This window comes from Mucilaginibacter gracilis (genome assembly GCF_003633615.1).
Taxonomy (GTDB): domain Bacteria; phylum Bacteroidota; class Bacteroidia; order Sphingobacteriales; family Sphingobacteriaceae; genus Mucilaginibacter; species Mucilaginibacter gracilis.
The window spans coordinates 5722809-5737524 of record NZ_RBKU01000001.1; the positions used below are offsets into that span (position 1 = coordinate 5722809).

Below are 14716 nucleotides of genomic sequence, written 5' to 3' on the forward strand. Positions count from 1 at the left end.
TACGCAGGGGTGTATTAATACCCCTTCCGCAGCATATCGGCCAGTTGGGCTGGCAGGGGGCTGTTTAAAATGGCAAGGGCAGCTTTTTCAATATCGTAATCAAAGCGTATAAACTCAACCTGTAGGCTTTGGGCATTGTTACGGCTGGTGGTTTCGTTAAGCGTAAGCAGTACGTAGCAGCCTTTGGGGTTATCATCTTTAGGTTTGCCTGCCGAGCCAATATTTATCACGTGGCTATAAACCCCTCCGCCCGCGTCAATTATTCGGTGGTAGGGTTTATGCGAGTGGCCGCCTATTAAAACATCGGCACGGGCATCTTGCATCATGGTTAAAACCTGTTGCTGGTCGGTATCGTGTAGCACATACTCGTTAACCTGGCGGGGACTGCCGTGTACCATTAAAATATTGAGGTTTGGATACTCAAGCCGGATGTGCGAAGGCAAGGTATTGAGATAGTTGATGTGCAGGGCATCAACCAACTGATAAGCATAGTTTTGTGCCGAAGGCTGTGCTAATGGCGCGGCCTGCACTTTTAAATCGTGATTGCCCATTAGGGTTGCAATTTGCCGCTGGCGTATGGCGGCAATAACCTGGTTGGGCCAAACGTTGTAGCCCACCAAATCGCCAAGGCAATAAACGGCATCGGGTTTGTGGCTGTCCATATCGGTAAGCATGGCCTCCAGGGCGGGTAAATTGGCATGAACGTCCGAAAACAGGGCTATCTTCATGGGGTTACAGTTACTACCGGTGCAGTATAATATTTTTTGCGTAACCAAAAGGCCACGTTAACCAGGGCTATAAGCGCTGGCACCTCAACCAACGGACCAATAACGCCGGCAAATGCCTCGCCCGAATTGATGCCGAAAACGCCTATGGCAACCGCAATGGCAAGCTCAAAATTATTACCCGTAGCCGTAAATGCTATGGAGGTGCTTTGCGAATAACCGGCTCCCAAATATTTGCCCGTTAAAAAACTAAGCAAAAACATCACAACAAAATACACTACCAGGGGTATGGCTATCAGCAGCACATCAAGCGGAATTTTAACAATAAGGCCGCCTTTAAGGCTAAACATAACTACAATTGTAAACAGCAACGCCACCAAGGTAATTGGCGAAATAAAGGGCACATATTGAGTATTAAACCAATGCTCACCTTTAATTTTAATTAAAGCATAACGGCTTATAAAACCCGCAGCAAACGGCAGGCCCAAATAAATGCCCACGCTTTTGGCTATTTGCAAAATGGTAATGTTAACCACCAGGCCCTTAAAGCCAAAAAGAGGCGGCAGCACGGTAACAAAAACGTAAGCATACACGCTGTAAAGCAATACCTGGAAAATGCTGTTTAGCGCAATTAGCCCGGCGGCGTATTCGCGGCTGCCATCGGCAAGGTCGTTCCAAACTACTACCATTGCTATGCAGCGGGCAAGGCCAATCAGGATGAGGCCCACCATGTATTGGGGGTGGTTGTGTAAAAAAACAAGTGCCAAAGCAAACATTAGTATTGGACCCACAACCCAGTTTAGTACTAACGATGCCGTTAAAACCTTGGTATTGTTAAACACGCTGCCCATGCTCTCGTATTTAACTTTAGCCAGGGGCGGGTACATCATCAATATCAAACCAATAGCTAACGGAACATTGGTAGTGCCGCTGGAAAACGAGTTAATAAACCCCGCCGACGACGGTATGAAATACCCCACGCCTACACCGATAAGCATGGCTAAAAATATCCACAGGGTTAAATACCTGTCTAAAAAGCTTAATTTTTTACGACTGACTGCCGTAGCACTATTGTTGGTTACCATTAGGCTTGTTGGTTAATATGCTGGTTAATAAAAGCCTCGCAATAGGTTTTTATCATTTGGCGCACGTTTATAAATTGTTGCAAAACTTCATCGGGCGTACCGGTAGCCTTTGCCGGGTCGGGAAAGTTGTGGTGGAAACGTTTAAAGTTTCCGGGCAAATAAGGGCATGCCTCGTTGGCATTATCGCACACGGTAATTACATCATCAAACGGAATATCAACGTATTCGTTAACGTTATTTGAAGTGTGGTTTGATATATCAATACCATCCATTGCCATTACCTGTATGGCTTTAGGGTTTACGCCGTGGGTTTCAATGCCGGCACTGTAAATGCGGGCATTTTGGCCTGCAAAGTATTGCAAATAACCGTGAGCTATTTGGCTGCGGCAGCTATTGCCGGTGCATAGTACAAGTATATTTTTCATCATTTCTTTTTTCATTACAATGGCCGATGCCGGGCAAACGTGGCTAAACTGCGCCGATGCCTGCACCTGTGCCGGTACATCATTGTGGGTTATTATTTTGTACCCCTTACGGGAGAAGTATTGGGGTGCGGTTTCGGTAAGCAGGTATAAAGCTTTTAAATTTTGGGCGGCGGCCAGTTGCTCCACCTCGGCTAACAAACCGGCGGCTACACCGCCGCCCCTAAAAGCGGGCATCACCGTCACCGAGCGCAGCAAACCGTAGCTGCCATAAACCTCAATACCGGCCACGCCAATTACCTCATTGCCATTAAGGGCAACCCTAAAATTGGGGAGCGTAGCAGGTAAGTCGGCAGTGGGTAAATTGGCCATTGCCAAAATTGCAATAATGCTTTCGCGATAATTTTGATTACTTTCCATATTGAAAGCGAGTATTTATATCAAACTTTTATTCAAGTACTTATCAACAACAACCTGAACCAGGGGTACAAGTGTTTTGGGCCGCTAAATTAACCAGTTGTACCTTTGGCTTTACCGCAACAGCAGGTGTGCAGCACTCCTCGCCGCTGGCTGTGGTGCCGCAGCTACCACCCCGCTCAATGGCTTTGCACTGGGTAACATCGGCCTGTAGGTTTACTATAAGGTTGCCGCCGCTTGCCGTAATTTGGCCGGGGTACATTTGGCGGGTATCAAAATTGCTATTGCCAAATTCTATCTTCACGGTGGCCAGCGGGTTTAGTTGCAGCTTGTTTTCTACCAGCTTTACAATATCCAGTGCCTTGCTTACTTTCATGGCTTCGGTGGCATGCCCGGTGTTGGGTTCCCATAGTTGTACAACAACGTCGGTCCAACTGTTAAGCACGCCGCCACAATCAACCGATGTTATTACGGCCTGTTTAATTTCGGTGATATGGTATGCGGCATCCACAAATTTATCGGCTGCGTATTCAAATTGCAGGTTTAGGTTTGGCTGCCCGGTTAACAGGGTTTTAAATGTTTGCCAGTTCATGGCTTCGGTGTTTTTCATATCGTAAAAATTTATGCTTAACAACAGTTTTGGTTTAGTGCCGCCTGCTCCATATCCCCGCTAAGGGTATTAAAAGCGAGGTTAAAGTTTTTAAAGGTTTCCCAATTAATGCAGTAGCACGATTTTTTTCCGTCGATGGTTCCCTTTATCAGCCCGGCGTTCAGCAGCTCTTTTAAATGTTGCGATACCGTTGCCTGGGCCAGTGGCATCACCTCCACTATTTCGCCGCAAATGCAGGTACTGCGTTCGGCCAATACACGTAGTATGGCTATCCTTGCCGGGTGCGCCATGGCCTTGCACAGGTCGGCAAGTTGTTGGTCGGTATCGGTAAATGCTTCTTTTTTGTTGATTGCCATACACATCAAATTATATATCGCAAATATACGATTTGATAATTTACAACCGCAAGTTTTTTTGATTTAAAATACCATGACCAATAAATTTCAGAATGGAAACGATGCTTTGTAGCCTTAGCTTATAGCACCAAAACTTACCCTTTACAAAGCTGCGTTAGCAGCGTGTTTGCCGCTGGCCAGGGCGGCTTCTACAGTGCCCATTTCTGGGCCATCGTAAAGTGCCTCTCCGGCAAAGTATATGGTTTGGGCTTCGGGTTGTAACAACAGCTCGCGGGCCGCCCCGGTAGCCGTGGTAGCGTAACTGTACGAGCCCATTGTAAAGGGTTGGGCAAGCCAGTTCATTACCTGGTATGCCTGTAGCTTTTGGCGAAGTTGGGTAAGCGGCACATCATAAATATTGGATAGCGATAGCAGGCCCAGCTCTAAAATATAATCGTCGGTAGCATCTTTTAGTTCGGCCGCCGGGGGGCCGCCTAACCAACCTGTAAGCATTGATGTGGGGTGCGGTGTTTGCGTCCACCAGGTGGGTATGGCTTCGCCGCTAAATAAATAGCTCATGTTTTTAATATCGTGGTCGGCACCTTTTTTAAGGGCCTGGCGTTCCCAAAAAACCTCATCAAACTGTAGCAATAATTTAATTACCGCACCCATGCCCATTTGCTGTATGGCTTGCTCTTGTTTGGGTATGGGCGGCACAAAAGTTATTGCAGCAGGTTGCTGTTTATGGGCCTGCAGCACACCCAAAGGCAGGGCTATAATTACTTTTTGGGCTTTAAACTCGCGCCCGTCATCGGCAACAGCCACAACCTGCCCCGGTTGCCAGTGCAACTGCTTAACTATGGTTGATAAATAAATTTGGCCGCCGTGGCTCACTATTTCTGCTTCCAGGTAGGCAATTATGGCGGCGTAACCACCTTGTATGCGGTATTGGTGGTTGTCGTCTTCGCTTTGTAATTCGCTGCGCATGGCAAAGGCGCTAAAGCGCATGGGGTCGGCATTGTCATACCCGGCGGCAAAGCTGCGCAGCATGTTGCAGGTTTCGGTATATTTTTTGGCGGCAAGGTGGGTGGTTAAAAACTGGTGCAGCGTAATATCGGTTTGCAGGGCGTTAAGCTTTTTAATTATCACATCATAATGCGGCAAAAACTGTTCTGATTTTTGGAACCTCCCATCCCGATAGCGCCACATATCGCCAACGGCACTGTGGTAGGGTATTTTGGCCTGGTTAAGTAAAGCAAGCGTAACGGGTAGCTGGCCGTGCACAAATTCGGCACCCAGCTCAACAGGTTGCGTAAAGCCTTCGCCGTTAAGGGTATGTATGCGCCCACCCGCGCGGCTGCTTGCCTCTAATACCAAAACCTTTTTGCCCTTACGGGATAACTGCATGGCCGCCATTAACCCGGCTGCACCCGCACCAATAACCAAAACATGGGCCTGTTGCATCATTAAATTGTTTTATACCTATACAAAGCAAAGTTATTATTGTTGAGGCAGCTAGTGTTAAGTTAATAGTACTAAGTATTGAGTCGTAAGTTAGATTATTCTTATTTTTGACTTAGAACTTAACACCTGTGGCTAAACACTATCCGTCATTACACAATTAACATAACACTACTACTTTCAGTTTATAAAAACATTAACCAGCCTTACTGGTTGCTTACGTAAACCTAAAAGCTTAAAGCTATGGATATTGAAAAAACCTTTATTGGTACAACCGAAGACGAAATTTGGCAACAAGTGGCTGCCGACATTAACGACGAAGTTTTAGAGTACCATGCCTTGCTAAAACAAGCCGATACCGAAATCTACCTGGATATTGATATTGACCTGGGCGGCGGCTTTGAAGGCGGATATGCAACAACTGCTTACCGCGCACTACTAAGCCAGCACGATTTTAAATTTGCCGTACACGAAGAAGATTTTACCGATGAAATAGGCAAATTTTTTGGTATGCAGGACGTTGAAACCGGCTACGAGGACCTTGACCACCACCTGATTATTAAAACCAATAACGAGGCCAAAGTAAAAACCTTATTTATTGACGCCAACGTGCGCCGTGTTTTTACCACCCTGGAAGATTTTGACCTGGGTATACGCACCCACAGCGTTGATGACAGCGACGAAAAACAAACTTTTTTAGAACTCAACATTGAAGACGGCATTACCGATGCCGTAACCCTGCGCGAAATATACCGAGCATTTTATACCGTGCTAAAAAGCATTTAAACTGTATTTCGGATTTTCGGAGGGCGGAGTTCGGAAGACAGAGGACAGAAGTCTGAAGCCGGAGGTTTGGAGGTTGATTAGAGGCCCCGACAAATGACTTTCGGCATTCGACTTCCGACTTCCAAAATCCGACCTCCGACTTCTGTCCTCAGCCCTCTGCCTTCAGTCTTCCGAAATCAAAAACCCAATCTGTACTAAAATTTCTTTATAAAACATATTAGTTTAATTGCCGCCCGGCATATTATCTTTATGCCACCGTTTTGCTATTTGCGAATTGGGGCAGAATGGTTATTGTAAGCTTTAACGCCATTACGTTAAATAAAGCTATAAACACACACTGCGGCTTCTGCAAGCAAAAACTAAGTTACCGGCGCAAAAAATTAACCGTAAGCTTAAATGGTATTTTAAAAAAACAGAAACTATGATAAATAAAACCTGTAAAGTTATCTGCACTATATTATTAACAACCGCAGCCGCTTTTGCCCAAATCAAACCCGCCTTTAAAGTAGTCCCCCTGGGCGTTTACGGCGGCAGCGACGAGAGTAACCTAAGTGCCTACATGGTAGCCCCAACCGGCAGTAACAATTATGCCTGTATGGATGCCGGCACCCTGCAGGCAGGTTTAGAAAAGGCGGTTAAAAACCATGTTTTTACTGTGCCTGCCGATACTGTTTTAAAACGATACATAAAAGGCTACTTTATATCGCACGCGCATTTAGACCACGTTGCCGGGATGATAATTAATTCGCCGGATGATGCGGCTAAAAAGGTTTACGGGCTAAAGTACACGCTTGATGTGCTGCGCGATAATTATTTTACCTGGAAAAACTGGGCCAACTTTGGCAGCGATGGCGATAAACCCGTGCTTAACAAATACCATTATACCCCGCTTAACCCCGGCGAAAAAACACCTATTGATAATACCACAATGAGTGTACAGGCTTTTGTATTGAGCCATGGCAACCCTTACCAAAGCACCGCCTTTTTGGTAGAAAGCAACGGCAGCTACATTTTATACCTTGGCGATACCGGTGCCGACGAAATTGAAAAAAGCGACAAACTGCGCCAGCTTTGGCAATACATTGCTCCGCTGGTAAAAGCCAAAACTTTAAAGGCCATTATGATAGAGGTATCGTTTGCTAACCAGCAGCCCGATAAATCGTTATTTGGGCACCTTACTCCCCGTTTGCTAATGAACGAGATGGCGGTATTAAGCACCCTTGCCGGGCCAAACGCCGTTGAAGGTTTACCCGTAGTGGTAACGCACCTTAAACCCGCAGGCGGCCATATTGCCGATATTAAAAAACAACTGGCCGCCGCCAACACCCTGCAACTTAAATTAATTTATCCCCAACAGGGTAAAATGCTGGAGTTTTAATAAACATGGTTATCCGTGCCAATAGCTAGTGTTAAGTTAATAGTACGAAGTCTTGACTCAAAAGTTAGATTATTCTTTTTTTGACTCAAGACTTGTGGCTAAAAACTATCCGTAATTACACCATTAACACAACACTAGCAATAAAACAATTTTTAATAAAGGGTATCAACCTAATTTGTTGAATTATGTTGAATTTGGAAGGGAAAATCGACACCTCAACTTAAAATACCCCAGGGCAAACGGCACAAAAAAAGCATTCCGCGTTATCAATTAGCTAGCAAACAGGTTACTTAAAAAGGGCGCCTCGCTATAACATTATTGGGTAGTTTCAACCGCCGCTGTATCGGGCAAATTCAACCTCATGTAAAAGTTGGTATAAAAATCCTTTTCCGATGCCGTAAACTGGTAGCCGGCGGCATAATAGCTGCTCCAGCTTTTGCCCTTTTCGGCAAATGCACGGGCGTAGCGGGGCTTTAGGGCCTCGGTTAAAATATCGTGCGCGTTTTTAAAATTGATAAAGAAAGATACATTGCTCCGTTCGGCCTGCAAATTATCAAAGCGCACGTACTCGCTTGTTTTGGCTAAAAAATTACCTTGGGTATAATTTTTATAATATTCGTTCATCCCCGATTGCGAATTGCAGATGATGAGATAATTATCCACGATCATGAAATAGGGCCTCCTAAAAATACTGAACGAATCGCCGAGTAAGTAAAACGGCAATTTATCATAGTTAAACTGGCCCATATCGTCGTTAGTCATTTTGCTGATGTTAACCATAAATGGCCGCAGGTTAAGGCCGTTTTTTAATTGTATTAATCCTATTTTTTCTTGATAACGGGTGGTTACAATAGCAAACTCGTTGCCTAAACGGGCAGCAAACTCGGCGGCAAGGTTAATGCTGGTTTCGGTTTTTATGCGTTTAAAAATAGCGTCCTTTTCTTTGTTGTACCCGGCTTCTAACTGCCATTGCAGCAAATCGGTTTCAAAACTAACAGGGTTTGAAACGGCAAAGTTTAGGCTATAGGCCAAACTTGCCGGGAAAATGCTTTTAAGCTTGTTTACCACCGGTTGCTGGTACCTAAAAATATCGAGGTAGCTTTTAGGGCCGTTGTTGTTAATGTGGCTTATGCCGTTAAACATAAGGGCATCACTGCGGTAGTTTAAACTAAATGCACCTATCGCGTAAAGCAAACGGAAGCTGCGGAAAATATCGGTGTTTTTGTTTTTAAAAAGCTCGTCAAAAAGCGGCACCAACTGGCTGTAGTTTACATACAGGTTGGCTATTGAGTTTGAGTTTTGCTGATCGGATAGTTGTACAAAAAACTTTTCGTGGTTTTCGTTATGGTATTTGGCCGCCTGCTCCACCAAAGGCTGCGAAAAGCTTGCCGAAAACGTATTGTCGTCATTCAACAACAGGTAAAAACGCCGTTTTATGCTGTTAAAAAAAACATTGTAGCCCTTTTTACCAGCCAGTTGCATGGGGTGTATTAATATATCGCTGTTTTTTTGTCGTGCAAGCTGGTCAATCTCATCGCCCATATTTACCCTGGTTGATGTGGTTATCAAAAAATCAAGATTAGCGGTAGTATCTTTTTGCGGGTGAACGGATATAAATAAACTTTGCCCCTCAAAAAGGTTTTTCAGCAGGTTGTTATCCAGTAAGCGGGTTTTTAAAACGGTTAATTCGGCAATATGCTCGTCGCCTATCAGGTTAGATAGTAGCTTGTTATTGCTAAAAATATCGTAAAAGGTTTCGTCGTTTTTATACTCAAATATCAAAGCCGCGTTTGATGGGATGTTCTCCATCACCTTACCCGGCCGCTGCCCCGGCGAGTTCAATTTTCTAAAATACATAACCGACATTAGCGCGGCCAAAACCAGCAAAATAATCGTTATGATAATGTTTCTCATCCTAATGTATTAAATTATTTCAAAGTTAGATTTTTAGTACCAAGCCTTCACTATTTGTTTTTCAACTTATTAACTTAGCGGCACTAAATTCCCCCATGAACAAACAAATTATATTAACAGCTTCCTTATTTGGGGTGCTGGCCGTTATTGCAGGCGCATTTGGCGCACATGCCCTGGCGGATAGCCTAAGCCCAAAACAGTTAGATGTTTGGCACACCGCAGTGCAATACCAGTTTTACCACGTTTTTGCCTTATTGTTTTTATCATTGCTCACAAGGTTTAAAAATAATATGGTTTTAACAACTTATTACCTGTTTACTTTTGGCATCATTTTGTTTTCGGGCTCGCTTTACCTGCTGGCCTGCCGCAATTTACTGGGCTGGAGCTGGTTGCATATGGTTGGCCCGGTAACACCCGTAGGCGGCTTGCTATTTATAGCCGGATGGCTTACTTTAGCAATTGCAGGTTATAAAAACAAATAATGCTTGATTTTGCCCAAACTGTTAATAATGAAAGGGAAACGCTTTTTGTAGAGGTGATATTGCCCCTGGCCATACCCAAAAACTACACCTACAGGGTTCCGTTTGAGCTAAATAGCAGTGTTACAGTGGGTAAACGTGTTGTAGTACAGTTTGGCAAAAGCAAGCTTTACACCGCCATTATTTACACCGTTGGCAACCAGGCACCGCAAAAGTACGAAGCCAAATATATTATTGATATACTTGACGACCGGCCAGTGGTTACCCCCCGCCAGCTTAGTTTTTGGAAATGGCTTGCCGAATATTACCTGTGCCAAATTGGCGAAGTGATGAACGCCGCCCTGCCCGCCGCCTTAAAGCTGGCCAGCGAAACCAAAATTGTACTGAACAAGGAGTTTGAATACGATAAAGCCTCACTAACCGATAAAGAATATTTAATTGTTGACGCGCTTGAAATACAACCCGAACTAAGCGTTAGCGATATTGTAAAGCTGCTGGGCCAAAAAACGGTTTTGCCGCTGCTGCGGATATTGTTTGAGAAAAACATCATCCATATATCCGAAGAGGTTAGCGACAAATACAAGCCCCGAAGGCGCACTTTTATAACCCTTAACCCGGTGTATCAAAACCCGGATATGCTGAAAGAACTGTTTAGCATACTTGAACGTGCGCCCAAACAGGCCGATGCCTTGCTGGCCTACATCCAACTATCGCGCAAGCAAAAGCACATTACCAGGCCCGAACTAACCGAGGCCAGCGGTGCAGGCGCAGCCGCCATTAAGGCCCTTGTTGATAAGGAGGTTTTTATTGCCGACGAAAGGGTGGTGAGCCGACTATCAACCGACGACGAGGAAATTGACGAAAACTTTGTATTGAGCGCCGCCCAGCGCGCCGCCCTTAGCAGTATTAACCAGCAATTTACACAAAAGGACGTGGTTTTGCTGCACGGCATCACATCATCGGGCAAAACGCAAATTTACATAAGGCTTATGGAGCAAATGCTGGCAAACGGCAAGCAGGTGCTTTATTTACTGCCCGAAATTGCCCTAACCACTCATATTGTGGAGCGCCTGCGCCACCATTTTGGCAACCATATTGGGGTTTACCATTCCCGGTTTAACGATAACGAGCGGGTTGAGGTTTGGCAGAAGGTATTGAGCGGCGATTACCGTATTGTGCTTGGCGCGCGCTCGTCGGTATTTTTACCTTTCGGCGATCTGGGTTTGATTATTGTTGATGAGGAACACGAAAGCTCGTACAAACAGTACGACCCTGCGCCGCGCTACAACGCCCGCGACGCTTCTATTTTTTTAGGACATTTGCATGGCGGCAAGGTGCTTTTAGGTTCGGCCACGCCGTCGTTCGAGTCGTATTACAACGCCCAAACCAACAAATACGGCCTTACCGAACTGCACGAACGTTTTGGAGGGGTTGAACTACCGCAGATACAGGTGGTAAGTATTGCCACTGAAACCAAACAAAAAACAATGCAATCGCACTTTAGCAGCGTGCTGATGCTGGATATTGAGCAGGCTTTGCTAAAAAAAGAGCAGGTAATACTGTTTCAAAACCGCCGTGGTTATGCGCCGGTGGTAATGTGCAAAACATGCGCCCATACGCCCAAATGCATTAATTGCGATGTAACCCTAACCTACCACAAAAGCAGCAGCAAGCTGCATTGCCATTATTGCGGTTATCGCGAAGATACGCCATCTACCTGCCCGGCCTGCGGTTCGGCACATTTGGAGCAAAAGGGTTTTGGTACCGAAAAGGTGGAAGACGAACTGAGTTTAATACTGCCCGATGCCCGCATCAGGCGGATGGATTTGGATACCACACGATCTAAAATGGCCTTCCAAAACATATTGAATGATATTGAGGAAAAAAAGATAGATATTTTGGTGGGCACGCAAATGGTTGCCAAGGGGTTGGATTTTCCGGATATTACCGTTATCGGCATTATAAGTGCCGATAGCTTATTGAAGTATCCCGACTATCGGGCCAACGAACGCAGCTTTCAGTTGCTGGCCCAGGTTAGCGGCCGTGCTGGCCGCCGCGGCAAACAGGGCAAAGTAGTTATCCAAACTTACGACCCTACGCACCGCGTAATTGGCCAGGTAATACGCAACGATTATACCGACCTTTACAATACCGAAATTGTAGAGCGCAAAGCTTTTAAATACCCGCCGTTTTACCGCATCATTCAGCTTGATATTAAGCATAAACAACCCGAGCAACTATACATACAGGCCGAATACCTGGCCCGCGAACTGCGCAACCACTTTGGCGACCGCGTAATTGGCCCCGAAGCTCCGCTAATTAATCGCATACGCAATTATTACATCCGTTCCATCACCCTCAAATTTGAGAAAGACACGGTATCAATAACCAAAGTAAAAACCATTTTACAGGAGATATTATTACAATTTGAAACCACCAAATTAAGCCAGGGCTGCATTGTGCAACCAGATGTGGATCCGTATTGAAAGAGGGAAAAGAGGTGCAAACAATTGGCAAGCAAAATAGGCTGGATAAGCAGCCGGTATGTTAAGGTTTTGGATAGGTAACGTTTGTTCAACCGAAAGCTTGTTTCAATTAGTTACGATTTTCGCACAAAATCCAAATTTTGTATAATAATGTTGTAAGCATCTTCATCCAGCCTATCTTTTTGAAAACTATATGAGGCGAATTTTTGAGGGTATTTTAACGCTGTTGCGTGATAGTTTAAAAGCTGCCCTTTTTTAAAACTCATAATAAGCTTGTTAACTCCTCCAACGCCGGTATAAATAAAATCGGATTGGTCAAAATAGAAAAAGTAGGTGGCTATATTTTTAAAGCTTTCATTAAAATTGATTTGAACATTAGAGCCTGATATAGTGATACCGCTTTGTTGAGTACCTCTAAAGGCAACCCGATTTTTCGACTCTTGTATATCATCTAAAAATAATGCAATCAACGTTGTTAAGTACCCATTGTTCCTGGCCAGGTCAATTAAATCTCTAAATGAAGGATCGTTAAAAACAGTCTCAACTATTATGTTTTGATGTTGATTTATAGCCTGTTTTATCAGTTCTTTTGTACGACTTTTATAGACGTCGGTCATGATAACCTCAAATCCTACTAGCTCATTCAATCGTGTACGAATAAAGGTAGATTTACCGGCGGCGTTACATCCGCATACAAAAACCAGTTCAGGTTTTTTCATTAATCCAGCTTTCTAATAATGGTATCTATAATTTGTATCGGCATGTCGTTATCATCATATACAATTTCTACTGTAACCAGGTATTTTTCTCCCGTTGGTAATTCTTTACGATAATAGCCGCCATCTTCTTCAAATTTTGCATAAAATGGGTTACCTAATTCAAAGGCGCGCTGGCGGCCCATTTCGTGCATGTTACCCATATTTTTTAGTAAGCGTGCAACTATTGATGTTGTTTCCATAAATGCCAAATAATCAATATTGTAAAATTAACCAATTTATCAGCTTCTTCAAACAGGATAACTTGTTTTCAACACTCGCTACTTCCACACCCCAAATAAGCCCCATTATGATAACTTTGCGCCTATAATGGCTCATAAGTTTATTGATAATTACCGGGAAAAAGGTGCACGTAAAAGATTGGTTGAACTGCTAATTAAAAAAGGTATTGGCGATGAAAACGTATTGCAGGCCATAGGCAAAGTACCCCGCCATTATTTTTTTGATGAAACTTTTTGGAACCAGGCCTATAAAGATATTGCCTTCCCTATTGGCGAAGGGCAAACCATTTCGCAGCCTTATACTGTTGCATATCAAACCGAATTATTACACATCCGCAAGGGCGATAAGGTTTTAGAGATTGGCACCGGCTGCGGCTACCAATGCTGCATACTGGTTGAGCTTGGCGCCGATGTATATACCATTGAGCGGCAGGAAAAACTTTACCAACGCACCAAGCAGGTACTGCCCCATATTGGCTACAAAGCCAACTTTTTTTGTGGCGACGGCTCCAAGGGTATAGCCAAACACGCTCCGTACAATAAAATTATTGTAACTGCAGGCGCGCCCTTTGTTCCCGAAGATTTGTTGAAACAACTGGCCATTGGCGGTGTACTGGTTATCCCCGTGGGCGACGAACAATCGCAACAAATGGTTACCGTACTTAAAATTAACGAAACTGATTACGAAAAAATTGTATTAGATACCTTTAGGTTTGTACCCCTGGTGGGCGACAGGGCATGGTGAGAAAAGAGGCAAGAAGTTAGATGCAGGAACCAAAATAATTAAAAATTTTATTTAGGATTTTGGATGTTCAATTTCGGATTTACCTTTCACTTTCACACAACCTGTCTTTGCGAAGAATGAAGCAATTGCACGGAGGCACGCACGCTCTGTAAAGCGGCCCGGCGTAAGTGCGATTGCCACGCTTTCGCTCGCAAGGACAATGTTTTTTTTACAACCTTGATTCTTGTCTCTTGATTCTTGCCTCTAACTCCCCTACCTCTTCAACGCTCTATCCATCTCAATCTTGCTATCGCGTTCTTTCAGTGTTTCGCGTTTATCAAAGGTTTTTTTGCCCTGGGCCAGGCCAATTTTAAGTTTGGCAAAACCACGCGGACTTATAAATAAAGCCAATGGCACTATGGTAAATCCTTTTTCTTCGCTGCGGGTTTGTAGTTTTTTGAGTTCTTTTTTGTGGAGAAGCAGCACCCTGTCGCGCTTTTGCTCGTGGTTGTAAAACGAGCCGTGCGAATATTCGGCTATGTGCAGGTTACGTACATAAAGCTGGCTACCTATAAAGGTGCAAAAAGCATCGTTAAGGTTGGCTTTGCCTTCGCGGATTGATTTGATCTCGGTACCTAATAATTTAATCCCGGCCTCATACTCGTCAAGTACGTGGTATTCAAAATAGGCTTTTTTGTTTTTAATGTATAAATCCTGACTCATAATCTTTTTCTTCCGGGGCTGCAAATATGGCAAAAATATAATTAGCCTGTAAAAACAAATGCGCCGTAGTTAACACCCAACAGCCATACAACTAACTTAATGCATCAAAATAAGGTTAAAGCAATTTTATTAAACACCAATAATTACCCATAATTTATTATTCTTGTTATTAAT

General features: G+C 44.2%; 15 protein-coding genes and 1 pseudogene. 5 read left to right on the forward strand and 11 right to left on the reverse strand.

The features are described from left to right. Positions 1-14 precede the first annotated feature (14 nt). The 7 genes and pseudogenes from BDD43_RS25455 to BDD43_RS25480 form a co-directional block, all read right to left on the reverse strand. On the reverse strand, positions 15-728 hold the full coding sequence (locus tag BDD43_RS25455) for a metallophosphoesterase family protein (protein ID WP_121200963.1): 714 nt from the start codon (positions 726-728) through the stop codon (positions 15-17). Further along, on the reverse strand, positions 725-1810 hold the full coding sequence (gene arsB / locus BDD43_RS25460; protein WP_121200965.1) for an ACR3 family arsenite efflux transporter: 1086 nt from the start codon (positions 1808-1810) through the stop codon (positions 725-727). The genes BDD43_RS25455 and arsB overlap by 4 nt, the downstream gene beginning before the upstream one ends. After that, positions 1810-2235: an arsenate reductase ArsC gene (locus tag BDD43_RS31135; RefSeq protein WP_246001885.1), complete on the reverse strand. Its 426-nt coding sequence runs from the start codon at positions 2233-2235 to the stop codon at positions 1810-1812. Before BDD43_RS31135 ends, arsB begins: the two co-directional genes overlap by 1 nt. An 18-nt stretch (positions 2236-2253) precedes the next feature. After that, positions 2254-2652, reverse strand: a pseudogene (arsN2, locus tag BDD43_RS31140) (arsenic resistance N-acetyltransferase ArsN2); the annotation flags it as partial. A gap of 43 nt (positions 2653-2695) precedes the next feature. Then, positions 2696-3259 carry a DUF6428 family protein gene (locus BDD43_RS25470; RefSeq protein WP_121200969.1) on the reverse strand — a complete coding sequence of 188 codons (564 nt, stop codon included), beginning with the start codon at positions 3257-3259 and terminating at the stop codon, positions 2696-2698. Between the two features lie 17 nt (positions 3260-3276). Further along, positions 3277-3615, reverse strand: a complete 339-nt coding sequence (locus tag BDD43_RS25475) for an ArsR/SmtB family transcription factor (protein WP_121200971.1) — start codon at positions 3613-3615, stop codon at positions 3277-3279. A 141-nt stretch (positions 3616-3756) separates the two neighbouring features. Then, the gene (locus tag BDD43_RS25480; protein ID WP_121200973.1) at positions 3757-5061 is read right to left on the reverse strand and encodes a flavin monoamine oxidase family protein; all 1305 of its coding nucleotides are present in this window, start codon (positions 5059-5061) and stop codon (positions 3757-3759) included. 237 nt (positions 5062-5298) lie between these two features. Here BDD43_RS25480 and BDD43_RS25485 point away from each other — a divergent pair, with 237 nt between their 5' ends. Together BDD43_RS25485 and BDD43_RS25490 are read left to right on the forward strand one after the other, a co-directional pair. Further along, entirely contained in the window at positions 5299-5841 is a 543-nt protein-coding gene (locus BDD43_RS25485) for a hypothetical protein (protein WP_121200975.1), read from the forward strand. A gap of 421 nt (positions 5842-6262) precedes the next feature. Beyond that, positions 6263-7219 (forward strand): MBL fold metallo-hydrolase, encoded by a 957-nt coding sequence (locus BDD43_RS25490; protein WP_121200977.1) that lies wholly within the window; start codon positions 6263-6265, stop codon positions 7217-7219. A 315-nt stretch (positions 7220-7534) separates the two neighbouring features. Here the strand turns inward: BDD43_RS25490 and BDD43_RS25495 are convergent, their stop codons facing one another. Next, complete coding sequence (locus BDD43_RS25495; protein WP_121200979.1) at positions 7535-9133, reverse strand: hypothetical protein; 1599 nt, start codon at positions 9131-9133, stop codon at positions 7535-7537. A gap of 95 nt (positions 9134-9228) precedes the next feature. Here BDD43_RS25495 and BDD43_RS25500 point away from each other — a divergent pair, with 95 nt between their 5' ends. Next, positions 9229-9615 carry a DUF423 domain-containing protein gene (locus tag BDD43_RS25500; RefSeq protein ID WP_121200981.1) on the forward strand — a complete coding sequence of 129 codons (387 nt, stop codon included), beginning with the start codon at positions 9229-9231 and terminating at the stop codon, positions 9613-9615. Further along, on the forward strand, positions 9615-12098 hold the full coding sequence (gene priA, locus BDD43_RS25505) for a replication restart helicase PriA (RefSeq protein WP_121200983.1): 2484 nt from the start codon (positions 9615-9617) through the stop codon (positions 12096-12098). Before BDD43_RS25500 ends, priA begins: the two co-directional genes overlap by 1 nt. A 113-nt stretch (positions 12099-12211) precedes the next feature. Here the strand turns inward: priA and BDD43_RS25510 are convergent, their stop codons facing one another. Next, positions 12212-12817, reverse strand: a complete 606-nt coding sequence (locus BDD43_RS25510; RefSeq protein ID WP_121200984.1) for a zeta toxin family protein — start codon at positions 12815-12817, stop codon at positions 12212-12214. Then, positions 12817-13056 (reverse strand): hypothetical protein, encoded by a 240-nt coding sequence (locus BDD43_RS25515; protein WP_121200986.1) that lies wholly within the window; start codon positions 13054-13056, stop codon positions 12817-12819. Before BDD43_RS25515 ends, BDD43_RS25510 begins: the two co-directional genes overlap by 1 nt. A 127-nt stretch (positions 13057-13183) precedes the next feature. Here BDD43_RS25515 and BDD43_RS25520 point away from each other — a divergent pair, with 127 nt between their 5' ends. Then, positions 13184-13840 carry a protein-L-isoaspartate(D-aspartate) O-methyltransferase gene (locus BDD43_RS25520; protein ID WP_121200988.1) on the forward strand — a complete coding sequence of 219 codons (657 nt, stop codon included), beginning with the start codon at positions 13184-13186 and terminating at the stop codon, positions 13838-13840. A gap of 252 nt (positions 13841-14092) precedes the next feature. Here the strand turns inward: BDD43_RS25520 and smpB are convergent, their stop codons facing one another. Continuing rightward, complete coding sequence (gene smpB, locus BDD43_RS25525) at positions 14093-14542, reverse strand: SsrA-binding protein SmpB (protein ID WP_121200990.1); 450 nt, start codon at positions 14540-14542, stop codon at positions 14093-14095. Between the last annotated feature and the right edge of the window lie 174 nt (positions 14543-14716).

Coding starts and splice junctions, on each gene's coding strand:
- BDD43_RS25495 (WP_121200979.1), bottom strand. CDS start 9,133: ATGAGAAACATTATCATAACGATTATTTTGCTGGTTTTGGCCGCGCTA.
- BDD43_RS31135 (WP_246001885.1), bottom strand. CDS start 2,235: ATGAAAAATATACTTGTACTATGCACCGGCAATAGCTGCCGCAGCCAA.
- BDD43_RS25480 (WP_121200973.1), bottom strand. CDS start 5,061: ATGATGCAACAGGCCCATGTTTTGGTTATTGGTGCGGGTGCAGCCGGG.
- BDD43_RS25515 (WP_121200986.1), bottom strand. CDS start 13,056: ATGGAAACAACATCAATAGTTGCACGCTTACTAAAAAATATGGGTAAC.
- BDD43_RS25500 (WP_121200981.1), top strand. CDS start 9,229: ATGAACAAACAAATTATATTAACAGCTTCCTTATTTGGGGTGCTGGCC.
- BDD43_RS25455 (WP_121200963.1), bottom strand. CDS start 728: ATGAAGATAGCCCTGTTTTCGGACGTTCATGCCAATTTACCCGCCCTG.
- arsB (WP_121200965.1), bottom strand. CDS start 1,810: ATGGTAACCAACAATAGTGCTACGGCAGTCAGTCGTAAAAAATTAAGC.
- smpB (WP_121200990.1), bottom strand. CDS start 14,542: ATGAGTCAGGATTTATACATTAAAAACAAAAAAGCCTATTTTGAATAC.
- BDD43_RS25510 (WP_121200984.1), bottom strand. CDS start 12,817: ATGAAAAAACCTGAACTGGTTTTTGTATGCGGATGTAACGCCGCCGGT.
- BDD43_RS25520 (WP_121200988.1), top strand. CDS start 13,184: ATGGCTCATAAGTTTATTGATAATTACCGGGAAAAAGGTGCACGTAAA.
- BDD43_RS25490 (WP_121200977.1), top strand. CDS start 6,263: ATGATAAATAAAACCTGTAAAGTTATCTGCACTATATTATTAACAACC.
- BDD43_RS25470 (WP_121200969.1), bottom strand. CDS start 3,259: ATGAAAAACACCGAAGCCATGAACTGGCAAACATTTAAAACCCTGTTA.
- BDD43_RS25485 (WP_121200975.1), top strand. CDS start 5,299: ATGGATATTGAAAAAACCTTTATTGGTACAACCGAAGACGAAATTTGG.
- BDD43_RS25475 (WP_121200971.1), bottom strand. CDS start 3,615: ATGGCAATCAACAAAAAAGAAGCATTTACCGATACCGACCAACAACTT.
- priA (WP_121200983.1), top strand. CDS start 9,615: ATGCTTGATTTTGCCCAAACTGTTAATAATGAAAGGGAAACGCTTTTT.